13 protein-coding genes are annotated in these 21916 nt (G+C 69.3%); 4 read left to right on the plus strand and 9 right to left on the minus strand.

Translation table 11 applies throughout. The annotated features are described in order from the left end of the window. Positions 1-62: 62 nt before the first annotated feature. The 4 genes from culp6 (at position 63) to AC0KS4_RS26035 (ending at position 10238) form a co-directional block, all read left to right on the plus strand. Positions 63-1073 carry a carboxylesterase Culp6 gene (gene culp6 / locus AC0KS4_RS26020; RefSeq protein ID WP_225329182.1) on the plus strand — a complete coding sequence of 337 codons (1011 nt, stop codon included), beginning with the start codon at positions 63-65 and terminating at the stop codon, positions 1071-1073. A gap of 309 nt (positions 1074-1382) precedes the next feature. After that, complete coding sequence (gene fadD32 / locus AC0KS4_RS26025) at positions 1383-3281, plus strand: long-chain-fatty-acid--AMP ligase FadD32 (RefSeq protein WP_225329183.1); 1899 nt, start codon at positions 1383-1385, stop codon at positions 3279-3281. A 103-nt stretch (positions 3282-3384) separates the two neighbouring features. Then, positions 3385-8664, plus strand: coding sequence for a polyketide synthase Pks13 (pks13, locus tag AC0KS4_RS26030; protein ID WP_238957249.1), 5280 nt, complete (start codon positions 3385-3387; stop codon positions 8662-8664). A gap of 8 nt (positions 8665-8672) precedes the next feature. Beyond that, positions 8673-10238 carry an acyl-CoA carboxylase subunit beta gene (locus tag AC0KS4_RS26035; protein WP_225329208.1) on the plus strand — a complete coding sequence of 522 codons (1566 nt, stop codon included), beginning with the start codon at positions 8673-8675 and terminating at the stop codon, positions 10236-10238. On the opposite strand, the gene AC0KS4_RS26040 is transcribed toward AC0KS4_RS26035, so the two are convergent. The 9 genes from AC0KS4_RS26040 to AC0KS4_RS26080 all read right to left on the minus strand — a co-directional run bounded on the left by AC0KS4_RS26040 (position 10235) and on the right by AC0KS4_RS26080 (position 21864). Beyond that, positions 10235-12013, minus strand: coding sequence for an acyl-CoA dehydrogenase family protein (locus tag AC0KS4_RS26040; RefSeq protein ID WP_238955548.1), 1779 nt, complete (start codon positions 12011-12013; stop codon positions 10235-10237). The two genes, AC0KS4_RS26035 and AC0KS4_RS26040, sit on opposite strands and share 4 nt — an antisense overlap. 10 nt (positions 12014-12023) lie before the next feature. Continuing rightward, positions 12024-12665 carry a Crp/Fnr family transcriptional regulator gene (locus tag AC0KS4_RS26045; protein ID WP_238955549.1) on the minus strand — a complete coding sequence of 214 codons (642 nt, stop codon included), beginning with the start codon at positions 12663-12665 and terminating at the stop codon, positions 12024-12026. Between the two features lie 7 nt (positions 12666-12672). Continuing rightward, positions 12673-13128 (minus strand): FHA domain-containing protein, encoded by a 456-nt coding sequence (locus tag AC0KS4_RS26050; RefSeq protein ID WP_308193049.1) that lies wholly within the window; start codon positions 13126-13128, stop codon positions 12673-12675. A gap of 18 nt (positions 13129-13146) precedes the next feature. Further along, positions 13147-13662, minus strand: a complete 516-nt coding sequence (locus tag AC0KS4_RS26055; RefSeq protein WP_238955550.1) for a hypothetical protein — start codon at positions 13660-13662, stop codon at positions 13147-13149. A 183-nt stretch (positions 13663-13845) separates the two neighbouring features. Continuing rightward, the gene (locus AC0KS4_RS26060; protein WP_238955551.1) at positions 13846-17055 is read right to left on the minus strand and encodes an arabinosyltransferase domain-containing protein; all 3210 of its coding nucleotides are present in this window, start codon (positions 17053-17055) and stop codon (positions 13846-13848) included. After that, positions 17052-20378 carry an arabinosyltransferase domain-containing protein gene (locus AC0KS4_RS26065; RefSeq protein WP_238955552.1) on the minus strand — a complete coding sequence of 1109 codons (3327 nt, stop codon included), beginning with the start codon at positions 20376-20378 and terminating at the stop codon, positions 17052-17054. The genes AC0KS4_RS26060 and AC0KS4_RS26065 overlap by 4 nt, the downstream gene beginning before the upstream one ends. A 57-nt stretch (positions 20379-20435) precedes the next feature. Beyond that, on the minus strand, positions 20436-21059 hold the full coding sequence (locus tag AC0KS4_RS26070; RefSeq protein WP_238955553.1) for a maleylpyruvate isomerase family mycothiol-dependent enzyme: 624 nt from the start codon (positions 21057-21059) through the stop codon (positions 20436-20438). Further along, positions 21056-21544, minus strand: a complete 489-nt coding sequence (locus tag AC0KS4_RS26075) for an SRPBCC family protein (RefSeq protein ID WP_238955554.1) — start codon at positions 21542-21544, stop codon at positions 21056-21058. Before AC0KS4_RS26075 ends, AC0KS4_RS26070 begins: the two co-directional genes overlap by 4 nt. Continuing rightward, positions 21541-21864 (minus strand): ArsR/SmtB family transcription factor, encoded by a 324-nt coding sequence (locus AC0KS4_RS26080; RefSeq protein WP_238955555.1) that lies wholly within the window; start codon positions 21862-21864, stop codon positions 21541-21543. Before AC0KS4_RS26080 ends, AC0KS4_RS26075 begins: the two co-directional genes overlap by 4 nt. Positions 21865-21916: the final 52 nt, after the last annotated feature.

A 21916-nucleotide genomic window follows, 5' to 3' on the forward strand; every position in this document is an offset into this window, starting at 1 on the left:
GGGTTCCAGGGCCGCTTGCCCGGATCCGAGCTGCGATCCACCGACTCTGCTGGCAGGAGAACATGGCTAACAGCGCCCGGCGCAAGCGCCGCCGCACCCTCGCCTGGATTGCGGCCCTTTCGGTCGCCGGCGTCGTCTTGTTGGTCATCGTGGGCGTCGTCACCGTGCTGCGCGGGCGCGAGTCGCAGCCCAGCGCGGTGCCGCCCGGGGTGTTGCCCCCGTCTTCGACGACGTCGCACCCGCACAAGCCGCGACCCGCATCCCAGGACTCCTCGTGTCCCGACGTGCTGCTGGTCAACGTCCCCGGCACGTGGGAGTCCGCCCCGCAGGACGACCCCGCCAACCCGATGCAATTCCCGAACGCGTTGCTGCACAAGGTGACCGCGAGCATCACCCAGGATTTCCCGGCGTCGCGGGTGCAGGCCTACACCACCCCGTACACCGCACAGTTCCACAATCCGTTGAGCGGCGACACGCAGATGTCCTACAACGCCAGCCGGGCCGAAGGCACCCGCGCCACCGTCGCGGCGATGACCGACATGAACACCAAGTGCCCGCTCACCAGCTACGTGCTGATGGGCTTTTCGCAGGGCGCGGTGATCATGGGCGACATCGCCAGCGATATCGGCAATGGCCGCGGGCCCGTCGACGACGACCTGGTGTTGGGTGTGACGTTGATCGCTGACGGGCGTCGCCAGCTCGGGGTCGGCAACGACATCGGCCCCAACCCGCCGGGCCAGGGCGCCGAGGTCACGTTGCACGAGGTGCCCATCCTGTCCGGGATGGGTTTGACCATGACCGGTGCGCGCCCCGGTGGCTTCGGTGACCTCAACGGCAAGACCAACGAGATCTGCGCGCCGGGCGACCTCATCTGTGCCGCACCGGAAGAGGCCTTCAGCATCGCCAACCTGCCGAGCACACTGAACACGTTGGCCGGCGGCGCCGCGCAACCGGTCCACGCGCTCTATGCGACGACGCAGTGCTGGAGCGTCGACGGCGCCCCGGCGACCGACTGGACGTTGAACTGGGCTCACGGGCTGATTGCGAATGCGCCACAACCGAAACACGGATGACCGGGGTGGTGGGACACAGGCTTTAGGTGGCGGTCGCCGGTGGCGATCAGCGGTACCTTGTGATTTGGTCTGCCGTGGGCAGGCCCGTAACATTAAGAGGAATTTAAGAGCTACCAGGCTTTGTCGCGGACCCGGGTCGTGGTCGTTGCCGGCTGGGACTGGCACGTGACCGGCGTTCTGGCCCGCGCGTAGACATGTAACGGCCGGCGGTAGCCGGCCTAGAGCTAGAGAACGAAATGTCGGCGGAGCCGACCTAGACAACAAACGTCGGCGTAGCCGACCAGATAACAGGTGTGACAGGAGAGCGGCATGGCGTACCACAACCCGTTCATCGTGAATGGAAAGATCAAGTTCCCCGAGAACACGAACTTGGTCAAACACGTTGAGAAGTGGGCGCGGGTGCGTGGCGACAAGCTCGCCTACCGGTTCCTGGACTTTTCCACCGAGCGCGACGGCGTCGCCTGCGACATCTCCTGGTCGGAGTTCAGCGCCCGCAACCGCGCCGTGGGCGCCCGGCTGCAGCAAGTCACCCAGCCCGGTGACCGCATCGCCGTGCTGTGCCCGCAGAACCTGGATTACCTCATCGCGCTCTTCGGCGCGCTGTACGCCGGGCGGATCGCGGTGCCGCTGTTCGACCCGAGCGAGCCGGGCCACGTCGGCCGCCTGCACGCCGTGCTCGACGACTGCACCCCCTCGACCATCCTGACCACCACCGAGGCCGCCGAGGGTGTCCGCAAGTTCATCCGCGCCCGCGCGGCCAAGGAGCGGCCCCGCGTCATCGCCGTCGACGCGGTGCCCAGCGAGGTCGCGTCCACCTGGGAGGCGCCCGAGGCCGACGAGAACACCATCGCCTACCTGCAGTACACCTCCGGCTCCACCCGCACCCCGACCGGCGTGGAGATCACCCACCTGAACCTGCCCACCAACGTGCTGCAGGTGCTCAACGGCCTGGAGGGCAAGGAGGGCGACCGCGGCCTGTCCTGGCTGCCGTTCTTCCACGACATGGGTCTGATCACGGCGCTGCTGTCGCCGGTGCTCGGCCACAACTTCACCTTCATGACGCCGGCCGCCTTCGTGCGTCGGCCCGGCCGGTGGATCCGGGAGATGGCGCGCAAGCCCGACGACGCCCCGGACTGCGAGGTCTTCACCGTCGCCCCGAACTTCGCGTTCGAGCACGCCGCGGTGCGCGGTGTGCCCAAGGAAGGCGAGCCGCCGCTGGACCTGAGCAACGTCAAGGGGATCCTCAACGGCAGCGAGCCCGTGTCCCCGGCGTCGATGCGCAAGTTCTACGAGGCGTTCTCCCCGTACGGCCTGCGCGAGACCGCGATCAAGCCCTCCTACGGGCTGGCCGAGGCGACGCTGTTCGTCTCCACCACGCCGATGGACGAGCCGCCCACGGTCATCCACGTCGACCGCGACGAGCTGAACAAGCAGCGTTTCGTCGAGGTCGCCGCCGACGCCCCCAACGCGGTGGCGCAGGTTTCGGCCGGCGTCATCGGCGTCGACGAATGGGCCGTCATCGTCGACCCCGAGACCGCCAGCGAGCTGCCGGACGGTCAGATCGGCGAGATCTGGTTGCACGGGAACAACCTGGGCATCGGCTACTGGGGCAAGGAAGAAGAGACCAACGACGTCTTCCGGAACATCCTCAAGTCGCGGATCAGCCAGTCGCATGCCGAGGGTGCCCCCGACGACGGGATGTGGGTCAAGACCGGCGACTACGGCACCTACCACAAGGGCCACCTCTATATCGCGGGTCGCATCAAGGACCTGGTCATCATCGACGGCCGCAACCACTACCCGCAGGACCTCGAGTACTCGGCGCAGGAAGCCAGCAAGGCGCTGCGCACCGGCTACGTGGCCGCGTTCTCGGTGCCGGCCAACCAACTGCCGCAGGAAGTGTTCGACAACCCGCACACCGGCCTCAAGTACGACCCGGATGACAGCTCCGAGCAGCTGGTGATCGTCGCCGAGCGCGCCGCCGGCTCGCACAAGCTGGACTACCAGCCCATCGCCGACGACATCCGGGCCGCCATCGCCGTGCGCCACGGCGTCACGGTCCGCGACCTGCTGCTGGTGCAGGCGGGGACCATCCCGCGGACCTCCAGCGGCAAGATCGGGCACCGCGCCTGCCGCGCCGCCTACCTCGACGGCAGTCTGCGGAGCGGAGTCGGATCCCCGACGGCCTTCGCCAACTCGACGGACTGAATTTCTGAGGACCATGGCTGACACTGAGCACCCCGAACACGAAACCCCGGGCCCTGACGGGGAGGTGCCCGCGCCCGCCACTGAGGCCGCCAACAAGGCCGAGATGACCGTTCCCGAGATGCGCCAGTGGCTGCGCAACTGGGTGGGCAGGGCGGTCGGACGGTCACCGGACGACATCGACGAGTCGGTGCCGATGGTCGAGCTGGGCCTGTCCTCGCGCGACGCGGTGGCGATGGCCGCCGACATCGAGGACATGACCGGGGTCACGCTGTCGGTCGCGGTGGCCTTCCAGCACCCGACGATCGAGTCGCTGGCCACCCGCATCATCGAGGGCGAGCCCGAGATGCCCGATGACGACCTGGCCGGCGCGGACTGGACCCGCACCGGTCCGGCCGAGCGCGTCGACATCGCGATCGTGGGACTGTCCACCCGGCTGCCCGGCGACATGAACAGCCCCGACGAAACCTGGCAAGCGCTGATGGAGAGCCGCGACGCCATCACCGATCTGCCCGAGGGCCGCTGGTCGGAATTCCTCGAGGAGCCGCGCATCGCCGCGCGGGTCGCGACGGCTCGCACCCGCGGCGGCTACCTGAAGGACGTCAAGGGCTTCGACTCCGAGTTCTTCGCGGTCGCCAAGACCGAGGCCGACAACATCGACCCGCAGCAGCGGATGGCGCTGGAGCTGACCTGGGAGGCGCTCGAGCACGCCCGCATCCCTGCGTCGACCCTGCGCGGCGAGGCCGTCGGCGTCTACGTCGGCTTCTCCAACAACGACTACCAATTCCTGGCGGTCTCCGACCCGACCGTCGCGCACCCGTACGCGATCACCGGCACCGCCAGCTCGATCATCGCCAACCGGGTGTCCTACTTCTACGACTTCCGCGGCCCGTCGGTCGCGCTGGACACCGCCTGCTCGAGCTCGCTGGTGGCGACGCACCAGGCGGTGCAGGCGCTGCGCAACGGCGAGTGCGACGTCGCGGTCGCCGGTGGGGTCAACGCGCTGCTGACGCCGTTGGTGACGCTCGGTTTCGACGAGATCGGTCAGGTGCTTTCGCCCGACGGCCGGATCAAGTCCTTCTCGTCGGACGCCGACGGCTACACCCGCTCCGAGGGCGGCGGCATGTTCGTGCTCAAGCGGGTCGACGACGCCCGCCGCGACGGCGACCAGATCCTGGCCGTGATCGCCGGCAGCGCGGTCAACCACGACGGCCGGTCCAACGGCCTGATCGCGCCCAACCAGGACGCCCAGGCCGAGGTGCTGCGCCGGGCCTACAAGGACGCCGGCATCGATCCGCGCACCGTCGACTACATCGAGGCGCACGGCACCGGCACCGTCCTGGGTGACCCGATCGAGGCCGAGGCGCTGGGCCGCATCGTCGGGCGCGGCCGTCCCGCCGACCGTCCGGCGCTGCTGGGCGCGGTGAAAACCAATGTGGGACACCTGGAGTCGGCCGCCGGCGCGGCCAGCCTGGCCAAGGTGGTGCTGGCGCTGCAGCACGACAAGCTGCCGCCGTCGATCAACTTCGCCGGGCCCAGCCCCTACATCGACTTCGACGGCATGCGCTTGAAATTCGTTGACAGCGCGACGGATTGGCCGCGCTACGGCGGTTACGCGCTGGCCGGGGTGTCCAGCTTCGGCTTCGGTGGGGCCAACGCGCACCTGGTCGTGCGCGAGGTCTTGCCGCGCGACGTGGTGGAGCGCGAGCCCGAGCCAGCCCCGCAGGCCGAAGCCGCCAAAGCCGCCGAAGCGGCCGAGGCCCCCACGCTCGAAGCCCACTCGCTGCGGTTCGACGACTTCGGCAACATCATCCCCGACGCCGATGCGCCCGACGAAGACGAAGAATACGAGCTGCCCGGCGTGACCGAAGAGGCCCTGCGCCTCAAGGCGATCGCGCTGGAAGAGCTTGCCGCGCAAGAGGAGTCGGAGCCGACCAAGCCGCTGATCCCGCTCGCGGTCTCGGGCTTTTTGACCTCGCGCAAGAAGGCCGCGGCCGCCGAGCTCGCGGACTGGATGGAAAGCCCGGAGGGGCAGGCGTCGTCGCTGGAATCGATCGGCCGGGCGCTGTCGCGGCGCAACAACGGCCGCTCGCGCGCGGTGGTGCTGGCCCACGATCACGAAGAGGCCGTCAAGGGCCTGCGGGCGGTCGCCGAGGGCAAGCAGCGGCCGAACGTGTTCAGCGTCGACGGCCCGGTGACCAGCGGCCCGGTCTGGGCGATGGCCGGTTTCGGTGCGCAGCACCGCAAGATGGGCAAGAACCTCTACCTGCGCAACGAGGTCTTCGCCGAGTGGATCGAGAAGGTCGACGCGCTGATCCAGGACGAGCGCGGCTACTCGGTGCTCGAGCTGATCCTCGACGACTCGCACGAATACGGCATCGAGACTTCCAACGTCGTCATCTTCGCCATCCAGATCGCGCTGGGCGAGCTGCTCAAGCATCACGGAGCGAAACCCGCTGCGGTGGTGGGTCAGTCGCTCGGTGAGCCCGCGTCGGCCTACTTCTCCGGCGGGCTGTCGCTGCGGGACGCCGCCCGGGTGATCGCCTCGCGCTCGCACCTGATGGGCGAGGGCGAGGCCATGCTGTTCGGCGAATACATCCGCCTGATGGCGTTGGTGGAGTACTCCGCCGACGAGCTGAAGACGGTCTTCGGCGACTTCCCCGGCCTGGAGGTGTGCGTCTACGCCGCACCCAGTCAGACCGTGATCGGTGGTCCGCCCGAGCAGATCGACGCGATCGTCGCCCGCTGTGAGGCCGAGGGCCGCTTCGCCCGCAAGCTGCAGACCAAGGGCGCCGGCCACACCTCGCAGATGGATCCGCTGCTTGGCGAGTTCTCGGCGGAACTGCAGGGCATCAAGCCGATGAGCCCCACCGTCGGGATCTTCTCGACGGTGCACGAGGGCAGCTACATCAAGCCCGGCGGCGAGCCGATCCACGACGTCGCGTACTGGGTCAAGGGAATGCGGCATTCGGTGTACTTCACGCACGGCGTCCGCAACGCCGTCGACAGCGGCCACACCACGTTCCTCGAACTGGCGCCCAACCCGGTGGCGCTGATGCAGATCGGCTTGACCACCGCGGCCGCGGGTTTGCATGACGCCCAACTGATTCCGACGCTGGCCAAAAAGCAGGACGACGTCGAGTCGATGACCTCGGCCATGGCCCAGCTCTACGTGCACGGCCACGACCTGGACATCCGGACGCTGTTCACGAGGGCGCAAGGGCCCGAGGATTACGCGAACATCCCGCCGACCCGGTTCAAGCGCAAAGAGCACTGGCTGGACGTGCACTTCTCCGGCGACGGCTCGGTGATCATGCCGGGGACCCATGTCGCGCTGCCGGACGGCCGGCACGTCTGGGAGTACGCGCCGCGCAACGGTGAGACGGACCTGGCCGCGTTGGTGAGATCGGCCGCGACACAAGTCCTTTCGGACGCCCAGCTGGTGGCCTCCGAGCAGCGCGCGGTGCCCGGCGCGGGCGCCCGGCTGGTGACGACGATGACCCGACATCCGGGTGGCGCCTCGGTTCAGGTGCACGCCCGCATCGACGAGTCCTTCACCCTGGTCTACGACGCGCTGGTGTCGCGGGCCGGCCAGAGCGTGGCCGCGTTGCCGACCGCGGTGGGCGCCGGTGCGGCAATTGCGGCCGCCCCCAGCACGATTGGCGCGCCCGAGCCGGCGGCTCCCGAGGCCGAGGAGACCGATGCCGAAACGCTGTCGGACAGCCTGACCAACCGCTACCTGCCGTCCACCGTGGGCCGGTGGTCGCCGGACTCCGGTGAGACCATCGGCGAGCGGCTGGGCCTGATCGTCTCGGCGGCCATGGGCTACGAGCCCGAGGACCTGCCGTGGGAGGTGCCGCTGATCGAGCTCGGCCTCGACTCGCTGATGGCGGTGCGGATCAAGAACCGCGTCGAATACGACTTCGACCTGCCGCCGATCCAGCTGACCGCGGTGCGCGACGCCAACCTCTACGCCGTCGAGAAGCTGATCGAATACGCGATCGAGCACCGCGACGAGGTCGAGCAGCTGGCCGAGCACCAGAAGACGCAGACGCCCGAGGAGATCGCCCGGGAGCAGGCACAGCTGCTCAGCGGGGCGACCCCGACATCGGCCGCCGCGCCCGCGCCCGACCCGCAGGCCGAGCCCGAGACCCAGCCGGCGCCAGCGTCGTCCCCGGATGCGCCGGTTCCGCCGCCGCCGACGGATCCGTCCGGCCCGGCCGCGGCGACCAACGGTGGCCAGCCGAACCTGGCGGGAGCGCTCAGCCAGGAGGCGGTGGCCAAGGCGCTGAATTCCGATGTGCCGCCGCGTGATGCCGCCGAGCGGGTCACCTTCGCCACCTGGGCGATCGTGACGGGCAAGTCGCCGGGCGGCATCTTCAACCCGCTGCCCAAGCTCGACGAGGACACCGCGGCCAAGATGGCGCAACGACTCTCCGAGCGCGCCGAGGGCACCATCACCGCCGAGGACGTGCTGACATCGGAGACCATCGAGGCGCTGGCCGAAAAAGTGCGCCAGTACCTTGAGGCCGGGCAGATCGACGGCTTCGTCCGCACCATCCGGGCGCCCGAGAACGACTCGCAGGTACCGGTGTTCGTGTTCCACCCGGCCGGCGGGTCGACCGTGGTCTACGAGCCGCTGCTCAACCGGCTGCCCGCGAACACCCCGATGTACGGGTTGGAGCGGGTGGAGGGCACCATCCAGGAGCGGGCCGCGCAGTACGTGCCGAAGCTGCTGGAAATGAACGACGGCAAGCCGTTCATCCTGGCCGGGTGGTCGCTCGGCGGTGCCCTGGCGTATGCGTGCGCGATCGGGTTGAAGCGGGCGGGCGCCGACGTGCGGTTCGTCGGGATGATCGACACCGTGCGCCCCGGCGAGGAGATCCCGCAGACCAAGGAGGAAACCCGCAAGCGCTGGGACCGTTACGCGAAGTTCGCCGAGCGCACCTTCAACGTCGAGATCCCCGCGATTCCCTACGAGCAGCTCGAAGAGCTCGACGACGAGGGGCAGGTCAAGTTCGTCTTGGACATCGTGCAGCAGAGCGGCGTGCAGATCCCGGGCGGCATCGTCGAGCACCAGCGGACGTCGTACCTGGACAACCGGGCGCTCGAGACCGTCGTGATCGAGCCGTACGACGGCCACGTGACCCTCTACATGGCCGACCGCTACCACGATGACGTCATCGAGTTCGAGCCGCGCTATGCGATCCGTCAGCCCGACGGCGGCTGGGGCGAGTTCGTCGCGGACCTGGAGGTGGTTCCGATCGGCGGCGAGCACATCCAGGCCATCGACGAGCCGATCATCGGCAAGGTGGGCGCGCACCTGGCCGAGGTGCTGAATAAGGTGGACGCGGAAACCACCCAGACAAGTGAGGTAGGCAAGTAGTGACGGAGATGGCGCCGGCTCCCATCCAGCACACCACAGCCGAGAAGCTGGCCGAGCTCCATCGCCGCCTGGAACTGGCGCAAGAGCCCGGCGGCGAGAAGGCCGTCGCCAAGCGCGACAAGAAGGGCATCCCCAGCGCCCGCGCCCGCGTGCACGCGCTGGTCGACCCGGGCACCTTCCTGGAGACCGGTGCGCTGGCCAAGACGCCGAACGACCCGAACGCGCTCTACGGCGACGGGTGCGTCACCGGGCACGCCATGATCGACGGCCGGCCGGTCGGGGTGTTCTCCCATGACCAGACGGTCTTCCAGGGCACCGTCGGCGAGATGTTCGGCCGCAAGGTCGCGCGGCTGATGGAGTGGTGCGCGATGATCGGGTGCCCGATCATCGGCATCCAGGACTCCGGTGGCGCCCGGATCCAGGACGCGGTCACCTCGCTGGCGTGGTACGCCGAGCTGGGTCGCCGGCACGAGGCGCTGTCCGGCCTGGTGCCGCAGATCTCCCTGATCTTCGGCAAATGCGCTGGGGGAGCGGTGTATTCGCCGATCCAGGACGATCTGCTCGTCTCGGTGCGCGACCAGGGCTACTTCTTCGTCACCGGCCCCGACGTGATCCGCGAGGTCACCGGCGAGGAGGTCACCCTCGACGAGCTCGGTGGCTCCGACGCGCAGGCCCGCTACGGCAACATCCACCAGGTGGTGAACTCCGAGGCCGAGGCGTTCGCATACGTGCGCGACTTCCTGTCGTTCCTGCCGTCGAGCACCTTCGGCAAGCCGCCGGTGGTCAACCCCGGCCTGGAGCCGGAGATCACCCCGACCGACCTGGAGCTCGACTCGATCGTGCCCGACTCGGACAACATGGCCTACGACATGCACGAGATCCTGCTGCGGATCTTCGATGACGGCGACTTCCTCGACGTCGCCGCGCAGCACGGGCCGGCCATCATCACCGGCTACGCCCGGGTCGACGGCCACCCCGTGGGCGTGATCGCCAACCAGCCCATGTACATGTCCGGGTCGATCGACAACGAGGCCTCCGACAAGGCCGCGCGGTTCATCCGGTTCTGCGACGCGTTCAACATCCCGCTGGTTTTCGTGGTGGACACGCCCGGATTCCTGCCGGGTGCCGAGGAGGAGAAGCGGGGCATCATCAAGCGCGGCGGGCGGTTCCTCTACTCCGTGGTGGAGGCCGACGTGCCCAAGGTGACGATCACCGTCCGCAAGTCCTACGGCGGCGCCTACGCCGTGATGGGCTCGAGACAGCTGACCGCCGACTTCAACTTCGCCTGGCCCACCGCGCGCATCGCGGTGATCGGCGCCGAGGGGGCCGCGCAGCTGCTGATGAAGCGCTTCCCCGACCCGACCACCCCCGAGGCGCAGCAGATCAAGAAGGACTTCATCGAGGGCTACAACCTCAACATGGCGATCCCGTGGACCGCGGCCGAACGCGGCTTCATCGACGCGGTCATCGACCCGCACCAGACGCGGCTGCTGCTGCGCAAGTCGATGAAGCTGCTGCGGGACAAGCAACTGTGGTTCCGCACCGCACGCAAGCACGGGCTCATCCCGATCTAGTCCTCGAGCCGCAGCGCGCCGTCGACGAGTTCGTCGAAGCGCTCCAGCGCCTCGTCGGAGTCGGCGTCGATCCCGCGCAGCGCCCCGCGATCGGCGAGATACCGCTGCGCGTAGAGCCGCGCGACCAGCGCCTTGCGCCCGCCGCCGCGGGTGGCGCGCTCCCAGGCGGCCTGCTCGACGAGCAACGCGCCCCCGTAGACGTCGCCCATGAACTGGGCCAGCCCGAACAGCCGCGCCTCGGCCAGCTCGCTGTCGAGTTTGGACCACGCGGTGATCGCCGCGTCGAGGTCCTCGATCCGGCCGGCGACCAACCGGGTGGCTTCGTCGTCGTCGGCGACGGACACGGCATCGCGTAGCCGCGCCAGCAGCGTCTCGTGCGCGCGGGTCTGCTCGATCCCGCGGCGCACGTCCAGGCACAGGATGTTGTCCGGGCCCTCCCAGATGGTGTTGACCTGCGCGTCGCGCAAAAGCCTTGCCACCGGCCAGGTCTCGATATAGCCGTTGCCGCCGTGGATCTCGATGGCGTCCGACGCCGCGGTGATCCCCAGCCGGCACACCTTCAGCTTGGTGACCGGCACGGCGATGCGCTGCCGCAGGCTGCGCGGCTGGCGATGGTTGGTGGCGCCGGTGCCGTCGAACACCAGCGCCTGGGCGGCTTCGACATCGACGATCAGCTCCGCGAGCTTGCGCCGCATCAACGGCTTGTCGATCAGCGCCCCGCCGAAGGCCCGCCGCTGCCGCGCGTAGCACAGCGACTCGACCAGGGCCCGGCGGGCGTTGCCGAGCCCGAACAACGCGATGCCCAGCCGCGCGGCGTTGGTCAGCTCCATCATGCGGCCCAGCCCCTTGCCGTCGGAGGGGCCGGATTCGGGGTTGGGTTCGCCGGACAGCAGGAACGCCTCGGCGTCGACGAACTCGACCTCGCCCGAGGCCACCGAACGGGTGCCGAGTTTGTCCTTCAGGCGCCGGACCCGCACGCCGTTGCGGGAGCCGTCGCGGCGGGTGCGCAGCACCAGGAAATTGGCGACGCCCCGCGAAGAGTCCGGCGCGCCTTCGGGTTTGGCCAGGACGACGAACGCCTCCCCGGCGCAGTTGGACGCAAACCACTTGAACCCGTTGAGCAGCCACGAGTCGCCGTGGCGTGTGGCGGTGGTCTCCAGCGCGCCCAGGTCGGAGCCGCCGGTGCGCTCGGTGAGCAGCTGCGCCGTCTCCCCGGCCCACTCGCCGGAGGCGAATTTGGCCAGCACGTGTTCGGCCACGTCGGGCGGCGCGTAGGCCGCCACCAGCGACTGCACCATGCCGCCGCCGGTGCCCAACGCGCACCCCATGCCGATATCGGCTTGATTGAGCAGATAATTCGACGCGAACAGCGTCAGGGACGAGCTCATCTTCGCCTCGCGCGCCTCGGTCCGCAGCGCCCGCTGGGCGTCCAGGACGGCCCGCTTGGACTGCGTGAACGACGTCGGCATGACCACCTGGCTGACGTCGTGACCCCACCGGTCGTAGCGCTCCAGCCGCGGCGGGTTGCGGTCGGTCTCCTCGGCCCACCGCGCCACCGGGCCGCCCATCAGCTCGCCGATGCGCGTCAGATGGCGCTCGGCCAACTGCAGCTCGTCGGGCTGCAGGTAGTACGCCATGGTGAACTGCAGCGTGGGATCGGTGCTGTACCAATTGAGACCGACGGCGCCGCGGTAGTTCTCCGTCGCGTAGCGCTGCGATTTTTCCTCGGTGGAGAACGGCAGCCTGTCCACCGCCTCTACGGCGTAGTCGCTCATGGGGGAGACGCTACGCGCCGAGCCGATCGTCACGCGGTAGCGCGCAGTCGACGGCCCCGGCGCGGCGGCCCAGCGCGTCGGGGTTGAGGATCAGAACGGTCTTGCCTTTCAACGAGATCCAGCCGCGTGTCGTGAAACTGCGCAGCGCCTTGTTCACCGATACCCGGTCGGCGCCGACGAGCTGGGCCAGCTCGTCCTGGCTGAGTTCGTGGGCCAGGCGCAGCGCGACCCCCTCGCGGGTGCCGAACCGCCTGGCCAGCGTCAACAGCTGGCGGGCCACGCGGGCGGCGACATCGCTGGAGACCAGTTCGACGAGTTGCCGTTCGGCGGCCTGCAGCCGCTGGGTCAGCGCCCGCAACAGCTCTTCGGCCAGCGCCGGCCGCCGCGCCACCGTCGCGCGCAGGGCCGCGCGGTCCAGCCACTGCGCCCGCACGTCCGTGAGCGCCGTGGCGGTGCACGCGCGCGGGGCGGGGTCGAATACGGCCAGCTCGCCGAAGATGTCTGTGGGCCCGAGGATCGCCTGCACGCTGGTGCGGCCCGCGGGGCCACGGAGGCTGATCTTCACCATGCCTTCGACGATCACATAGAGCCGGTCGCCCGGATCGCCCTGGGCGAAAATCGTTTGGCCGGGCCGGAATTCGGAGGTGTACATCGTCGGATCACGGCGTCGGGGCGGTGAGGAAAACGAGCCGGAAATTGCCGACCTGCAGCACGTCGCCGTCGGCCAGCACCGCAGAGTCGACGGGTTCACGGTTGCGATAGGTGCCGTTGAGGCTGCCGAGGTCGACGAGGAGGAATTCGCCGTTCTCGTTGCGGATTTCGGCATGCCGACGGCTGACCGTGATGTCGTCGAGATAGATGTCGCTGGCCGGGTGGCGTCCGGCGGTCATCAGGGGCCGGTTCAGGACGAACGTCGAACCGACATTGGGACCCCGCTTGACCACGAGCATGGCCGAGCCGCGCTCCAGCGCCGCCTCGGCCACCGCCGCCTTCGTGTCGATTTCCTCGGGGACAGCTTCGGCAGGCAGCGCGGAGCCGCGGAGCGCGGACAGGTCGCCGGTGGCGTCATCGGCCGCGATTCGCTGCTGCCGCGTGTCCCGTTGTGATGCCGACACCGTCGCCCCTCATCCGACCTACGCCCTCACCGGCACGACGAACTCGGAGGTGTAGAACTCCGCCGGGCTCTGCGAGTGGGGGTTGGGTTGTTCGATGATCACCCAAACGCCGGTCGTGCCGGGCCGAACGCTGTCTTGTACGGTCGCGTTCCCACTGCCCGCGCCGTCGGTGTCCAGGCCGGTGAAGGCGGTCCCGGGATCGCCGGGCCCGCACGTGGCGGAGGCCGGGCGGGGCACCTGGATCAGCCCCACGTCGAAATGGGTACCGGGCTCCGGCGCGTCCACCAAATGGACGTCCGCGACCACCCTCGACCCGGCCGTGTGGACGACGGCGTAACCCGTCCCCAGCGACGGGTGGGGCTGCTGCACCGCGAAACTCACCAGACTGAAATCGCAACGCCGAAGTTTGGCGTCGAAAACCACGGTGGTGCCGGCGCCTTCGGCGTCCGCCGTGCCGATGGCGAACGTCGCGGCCGGCCAAACCAGCACCGTGGCCGCGGTGGCGCAGGTTTTCAGCCGTGTCAGCGTGTCCATGGGGGCCACCCTTTTCCGTAGTGTGAACTGGATCACATACGGAATGAGTATTGTCCCGCAATTGGCCGATTCAAACCCTCGGTCGACAATTACTCGGGCGTTAATTCGGTGGGCTATTCGACCAATCAGAAACCGCGGCGGCACGCCATTTAACGTCGCCGACAATAACCTTTTGCGCCGCGGTTAAGGCTTGATGCGGATCTGGCCCGGCGACCACCATCCGGTGCGGGTCGCGGTGCCCAGATCGAGCTGCGCGGGATGCGCGTCGGCGATGGTGTCGAACTTGCGCAGCGACCCCCAGTCGCGGCCCCAATCGTGGGACAGGTACGTCGACATCACGTGGGCCCGCAGCAGCAGATCCGTGATACCCAGCAGCCCGCCGTTGGTGCCGTCTTCCCAGGTGTCGGTGTCCATCTTCTTGGCCGTGTAGTCCGGCGTGATGCGGAATTTGGGGATCTCGGTGACGCCGTTGACGTGCAGCATCGGCTGCTGGCAGGGGAAGGCCAATCCGACCGCCCAGTCCATCAGCACCGGCTGCGTCGAGCCGACGTACTCCTGCAGCGAGCGCATCTCCGGCACCCGCGGCGGGGTCACCGCGATCCAGTCCTCCGGCGTCAGGGACAGGTCCTCGGCCACCACCCGCACGGCGATCGCGTCCGCGGGCATGTCGGAGCGGGCGAAGCGCAGGTTGCGCCAGGCCTTCGGCTGCTCGCCGTTCAGGTCGTAGGGCACCAGCCGCCCGGCCGGCACGATGCCGGCTCCGGCGTCACCCGCGGGCCCGGGCCGGCCGTACTCGAGCACCACGGTCTGCCCGTCGGTGTGGTGGTGCAGCACGCTGTTGCCGGCGATCTTTCCGGCGGCGGACACCACGACCAGCGGATGGCCGGCATCGGGTTTGGGCAACCGGTACCACGCCGAGGTGAGCCTGCTCTCCTGTTGCGCCGCGGTGGTGTAGCTGCCGGCCAGCGGAACCCGATCGGGATCGAGGCCGTAGGGCAGCGGCACCGTCGAACCGTTGACGCCCGGCGTGCTCAGCCTGGTCGGTGCGTCCCAGTCGTAGTCGGTCCCGGGTTGGTTCGGGGTGATCCGAACCGCCTCGGCGACAATGTGTTCGGGCACCCCGTTCGGGCTGAATCCCACCGGGTGCTCACCGCCCAGCGGCCCCAACGGTCCGTAGTTGCCGGGCAGCGGCGCCATATAGCCGACGTTGCTGTCCGGCTCGACGAGCACATCGTCGGCCAGCCCGCAGCCCCCGCTGAACTCGCGCAGGTTGTCCCAGGCGTTCGAGTAGGTCGGGTACTGGCGCACGATGCCGGCCACCATCGACGCGATGAACACCAGCGCCATGAATCCCGCCGCGATGGGCACCGGCGCGGCCGTCAGCGCCCGGGCCAGCCGGCCCTCCCCGTGGCTGCGCGCCGCGAAATGCAACCAGATCGCGTACAGCACGGCGAGTACGAACAACGCGAAAAATATTGTGCTGACCGAGATTCCGCCGATCTTCGGCATGGTGCTGTTGAACGGGACGCCGTAGCTGGAGACGTACCACCAGCCGTTGGTGGTGGCGAAGCACAGCGCCATCAGGAACAGCACCGCCGCCAGGAACGCCATCCGGTTCCGCGACCACCGCAGCACCGCCGGCGACACCAGCACGGTGGTCAGCGCGGCCATCGCGGCCCCCACCGCGGCGAACAGGCCGAAGTGGTGCACCCACTTGGTGGGCGTGAACATCAGGAAGAACATGGTGCCGAAGATGACGCCCATCAGCCGCCACGCCGGGCCGCGGGCCACGCCGGGAACACGCTTGCGCCGCAACATGATGAACACGGCCGTGAACAGGCACAGCGCGGTGATGAAAAAGCCGAACCGGCGCGACAGCGAGCCGTCGACGGTGGGCAGGATCAGATAGTAGTAGCGCAGGTTCTCCGTGTACCACGCCTGGCTGGGCCCGATCGCGGTCCGAATCCTGGTGGCTTCCAACACCGCCCGCAGCGTCTGGTCGGCGAACACGACGGTCAGGATGACCGTGCCGGCGGCCAGCATGGGCGCCACCAGAGGCCACGTGCCCACCAGGCGATGACGGCGGACCAAGATGCGCAGGATCGGACGGCCACCGGCGACCAACGCGGCCACCGCGATCAGGCCGGTGGGCTGCACACCGAGCGTGAAGGCGGCGGTGATGACCGCCAGTGCCGCCGGAGTCAGCCGGCTGTACCGCATGGAGCGTTCGATCAGGACGTAGGTGACCAGCGAGCCGAGCGCGATGATCGGTTCGGGACGCAGGCCGTTGTCGAACGGCATCCACGCCGTCAGCAACACCATGCCCGCCGCCCAGTTCGCCGGCTTGCTGGCGGCCACCGCGGGCCCCAGTCGCGGCAGCACCTCACGGGAAAGCAACAGCCAGCACACAATTCCGGCGACCAGGTCCGGCAACCGCATCCACAGGCTGGCGTCGCTGACGTGGGTCATCAGCGCCAGGAGGTTGTAGTACCAGCCGAACGGGTCCTCGGGGCTGCCGAACCAGCGGAAGTAGTTCGACATGTAGCCGGCGCGGTCGGCCACCCGGGCCATGCCGAGGATGTAGCCGTCGTCGGACGAGTTCGCCCCGATCACGTGCCAGAGCACGAACCCGAAGATCACCGCGACATCGGCGAGCGTGAACGTGCGCCAGTTCGCCGGAATGAGCCGGCGCATCCGACGTCCATCCAGCTGGTCGAGTCGCCACAACGCGACCAGCGCAACGATGGTCGCCACGATCGCCGCCACCATCGCGACCAGCTTCAAAGTGGTTGGGGTGGTGGAGAACCGGGTGTCGATGGTCGCCGACAGCTTCAACCCGGCCGGCGCCGGGCCGCTCAGGTCGGTGAACACCCCGACGATCTGTGGGCGCAGGTTCGGGTCGGGAAACCCGCCGCCGATCGGTCTGCCCGCCGAATCATTGAGTCCGACAAAGGTGGCGAAGGTGCCGGCTTTTGTCGAAGTGATCTCGATGCGCCGGCATTGGTCAGAGCTCGCCTGCTCCCGAGACACGCTGGCGATCACCACGTTGCGGTCGGTGACGTCGACGCGCTTGCCGTTGACGACGACGAACAACGCGTTGAGCGCGGCGTCCTTGCCCTTCTTGGGCCCGGTGCCCAGGATCACCCCGCCCTCCGGCGGCAGGTCGCGCACCAGCGCGCAGGGCACGGTGGCGGTCATGTCGACCGGGGTCAGCGAAATCAGCGGGGCCGTAACGCTGTTCAGCTGACCGTTCTGGGGCCAGTTCAGCGCCGCGGTGGTCTGCACGACGGGCAGCAGCGGGGTGGCGACGGACAGCACGAACCCGATCAGGCCGGCAATCGTCGCCACCCAGCGCGTCATTCGCACGTCGTCGCGCATCCTCGGCGCGCTCATGGCAGTGCCCGAATCGGTCCCTGCCGGCTCCAGCCGTGCACTGTCATCACACCCTGTTCGATCGCGGCGTCCGGCGCTTGATCAGCCGGCACCAACCGGAAGTACTGCTCCACGGATCCCCAGTCGCGATACCAGTCGCCGCGCAGGTACGTCGAGATCGTCGAGGTGCGCAGCAGCGCCTGGGCGAACAGGAACGGCCCGCCCGCCTCGCTGGACTGCCACAGGTTCGACGACGCCGCCGTCTGCTTGCGGTCGGGAAGAATGCGGTACCCCGGAAGTTCGGCAACGCCAAGGTGTTCGGCGAACGGCCGCTGGCACGGGAAGTTGGCCGCGGTCGCGATGTCCATCAACACCGGCGTCTGCGACCCGACCAGCTGCTGCAGGGTTTCCAGCACCGGCACCCGGGGCGGTGTGAACGCGAACCATTGGTCGGAGCTCAGGTTCGGGTCGTAGGCGACGATGCGCGCCACGTTCGCCTCCGGCGGCGCCCAGGTCAGCGGGAAGCGCAGGTTGCGCCATGCCGGCTGGGGGCCGATGTCGATCGGTTGCACCTCGGCCAGCGGCTGGGTGGTGCCGTCCGGGCGGGTGACGCCCCATTGCAGCTTCAGGGATTGGCCGTAGGTGAAGGTGCCGTCCTCTTTGTAGGACCAGATCGCGCCGGCGGCGGAGACCACCACCAAAGGCCGGTCGGCGGTACGGGCGGGCAGTTGGTACCAGGCCGAGGTGGCCGTGGCGGCCAGCGAGTTTTCGCCGTAGCTGCCCATCACCGGGGTGCGGGCCGGGTCCAGCCCGAACGGCAGCGCCGCGTGGGAGCCGTTGACTCCGACCGGGCCCTTGCCGCCGGCGGTGCCCGCGGAATCGCTGTAGGCGACGTTGGGCTTGTTCGGGGAGGCGTCGGAGTTGACCAGACCCGGCTTGGTCACCACCGGGTCGGATTGCAGATCCTCGCCCACGCCTTCGGGTTTGAAGCCCACCGGATTCACGCCGCCGAGCGGACCGTCGGGGCCGAAGGTCTGGCCCGGAGCCGGCGGCAACATGCCGGCGTTGGGGTCGGGTTCGGCCAGCACGTCGTCGGCCATCGCGCAGCTGCTGGGGGACAGCCCCGAGCTGATCGCGGCGAGGTTGGCCTTGCCGGTGGTGTAGAGCGGGTAGCGGAACACCGCGCCCTTGGTCAGCGAGGCGACCTCGCCGACGACCATGATGGTCGCGACCACCAGCAGCGGGGTCGACGCCAGGACGCGGTTGCGCCGGTTGTCCTTGACCTCGGTGTGCCCGGCGTAGTCCATCCGGAAGTGCTGCCAGGCGGCCAGCAGCCCGGTGATGATCGACAGCGTCAGGAACATCGAGGTCACTGGGTGGCTGGCGATGACCGGTTGGATGTCGTACCACGGCACCCCGTAGTTGCCGACGTAGAACCAGCCGTTGATGCCCGAGGTGGCCCAGGCCAGCACGAACAGCAGCGCCGTCACGTACAGCGTCAGGTTGCGGCGGTTGTGCAGGCCGATCCGCGAGCAGGCGAACGCGGTGACCGCGCCCAGCGCCCCGGCCAGTCCCGCGAAGGCGCCGAACTGAATCGCCCACTTCGTCGGGGTGAACGTCACGAGCAGCAGGCCGATCGCCGTGGTGCCGATCAGCCGCCAGGCCGGGCCGCTGGCCACGCCGGGCACGTGGCCGCGGCGCAGCAGGATGACGAGCATCCCGAACAGGCACAGCAGCAGGATCAGCACCGCGAACCGCCGCGCCATCGACCCGTCGGGGTTGGACTCGACGGTGAGGAAGTAATAGCGCAGCCAGTCCTGGTACCAGGCGATCGTCGGCCCGACCTTGTATTTGATGCGGGCCGACTCCAGCACCGTGGCCAGCGTCTGGCTGCGGAACACCACCACGAGGATCACCGACAGCGACGCCCCGAGTACCGCCAGCGGAGCCAGCAGTCCGTCGGTTGCCCGGCGGCGCCGGATCGTCTGGGCGACGGCCCGGGCCCCGGTCAGCAGGGCGGCGACGGCGATCAATCCCTGCGGCGCCAGCGTCGCGCTCAGCAGCGCCACGACGATGGCCACCGCCGCCGGGGCGAGCCGCCGCAGCGCGATCGCGCGTTCCACCAGCATCCAAGTGATCAGGACCCCGAGGGCGATCAGCGGTTCGGGCCGCAGCCCGTTGTTGAACGGCAGCCACGCCGCGACGAACACCGCGCCCGCGGTGAAGACCGCGACACGGTTGGCGGCCAGACCGCCCCGGCCGGGGCCCAGCCGGCGCAGCATCCAATGGCTGATGATCATCCAGCAGCCGATCCCGGCCAGGGTGGCGGGTAGCCGCATCCAGACTCCGGCCGTGCTCACCGAGGCGAGCTTGGACAGCACCCCGAGATACCAGTCGAAGGGGGCGTCGGTGGTGCCGAAGTAGCGGTAGTAGTTGGCGACGTAACCGGCGCGGGGGGCGACGCGGGCGATGGTCAGGTTGTAGCCGTCATCCGAGGTGGTGGCGCCGATGACGTGCCACAGCAACAGGGTCGCGATCACCCCGGCGTCGGCGATCCAGGTCGCCAGCCCGACGCGCCGCCAGTTGGCCAGGTGGGTGCCGGGCCGGTATCTGGAGAGCCAGGCGATGGGGGAGCGCCAGTTGAGCAGCGTGCCGCCGCCGCGGCTGCGGCGGTCCAGCACCGCGAGCGCGATGACGGCCGTCAGCACGGACAGCGCGCCCAGCACCATCACGATCTTCTTGACGGCGGTGGGCGCGGTGATGAATCGGGTGTCGACGTCGACCCGGGCCGACAGCCCGGGCCCGGCCGGCACCTTCAGGTCGGTGAAGATCCCGCCGACCTGCGGCTTCTTCTCGGCCGGCAGGACCCCGGAGGCGCCGGGTATGCCGACGAATTCGGCGCCGGCCGCCCCGACGCCGGCCCAGGCGTGCAGCACGGTGCAGGCCCCGGCGGCGATGGCCGAGCGCTGCGCCACCGCCGCGACGGTGTCGCGGAACGCGACGACGACCACGTCCTTGTTGGCCCGCACGAACAGCCCGTTCTTCCCGGCGTCCATCCCGCCGGGCGGCAGGGTCGAGACCACCAAACCCCCGTTGGCGGGCAGGGTGGCGATGTCCGGGCAGGGAATGGAGATGTCCAGCGCGCGCGGGGCCCCCGACACCAGGGGCGCGGTGATCTGGCTGACGTGCCCGTCCACGGTGCCCTGCGGCCACAGCACCGTCGCCGTGGTCTGCGTCGCCGGGAGCACCGGGACCAGAAGACACAGGAATAGACCCACGACTCCCGCGACCGCGGCCACCGATCGTGGGATCCGCTGCGATCGCTCATTACGGTCGTGGGGCACGAGGCTCGATCGTAAGCGACGCGGCTTTGCGCCATCGGGACGCGGGGCCGCGAATCGTTATCCGCCGAGCCGGTCCGCCAGCGTCGCGTGCCCGGGTCCGCCGAGGTCGGCGAGTGCGGCCGGACGCCCGGACATCGCCATGAGTAGCGCCTCGGCGGGGCCGGTCACTTCGGGCCCGTCGCCGTGCGTCCACTCGAGGTCGGTGGCGCGCAGGCGCAGACCCCTGATCCGTCGTCCCGCGCCGAGCCTGGGGTTGCCCGGCACCAGGGGAAGGATCCGTGCGAGCCGCTCGGGCGGCACCTCGCGCGGCCGGTCCAGCGCGCGGCGGATGTCCTGGTGATGGATCGTGCCGTCGACGAGCGCGATCATTCCCCCGAAACCCGCTGTCAGGCCGCGTGGTTGGAGGTGGCTGCGCAGGAATTCCAGCAATTGTTGCGGGGTCAGTTTCGCGAATTCGTCGACGCCCACCTGGTTGGCCCGCACCACCCGGCCCTTCGCAAAGCGTTTCAGCAGCCCCAGGGGGCCGAGCTCCTCGTAGCTGATCACATGCGCGACAACGTCTTTCACGCTCCACCGCGTGCACAGGCTGGGCGCCTCCCAGTCCTGCGGCTCAAGCGTGGCCAGGAAGTCGGCCAGGTCCGCCCGCTCGGCGCGGGCCATGGGCATCAGGTCGGCGGTCATCGCGGGTCACCGCCGCTCAACAGGTCGGCGTAGCGGCCCAGGTAGAGCGGCCAGCCCGCGTCGCCGTCGACACCGTCGGCCACCGAGGGCCAGCCCGGCCCGTGGCGGTCGAGATGGCGGTGTTCGACGTCCACCCGGGTGCGCTGGTCGGCCTGCGCGGTGAAGCGGACTTCGACCTCGCTGGTCTTGGCCGGGTCGGCTTCCAGCTGCCACGTCGGGCCGATGTCCCAGCTGAACACCACGCGGTGCGGCGGCTCGTAGGCCAGGATGCGCGCCCACCGGCAGACGCTGCCGTCCACGCCGCGGTCGTAGATGTGGCCGCCCACGCGGGGCTCGAACACGGTCTCGGCGATCGGGACGGCGAGCAGATTGTGCTCGCGCGGCTTGAACGCGCCGAATTGCTGAGTGAAGACCGTGAACGCGCGCTCGATGGCGGCGTTGACGACGACGTGGTGGGTGACGTTGGGCGTCCGCTGGGGTGTCATGTCGATCCTTCGTTGGTCTCGTCGATGGTCCGCGCATAGCCGGCGAGCGCTTGGGTCCAGAACCGGTCGAGGTCGGCGCGGAGCGCCTCGAGACCGGTGGGGTCGAGCTGATAGACGCGGCGGGTTCCCGCGGCCCGGTCGCGCACCAGCCCGGCGGACTTGAGCACCTTGAGGTGTTGCGACACGGCGGGTCTGCTGACCGGCAGGTCGCGCGCCAACTCACCGACCGCCGACGGGCCGTGCGCGAGCCGTTCCACGATCGCCCGCCGCGTCCCGTCCGCCAACGCCAGCCACGCGTCAGCGGTTTGGTAAGTGCTCACGAACCGTAAGCATAGGCTTACGGATGATGGCGCTCAAGGGCCGTGCTCGCGC

This window comes from Mycobacterium sp. NTMscope_MAC_12 (assembly GCF_976985675.1).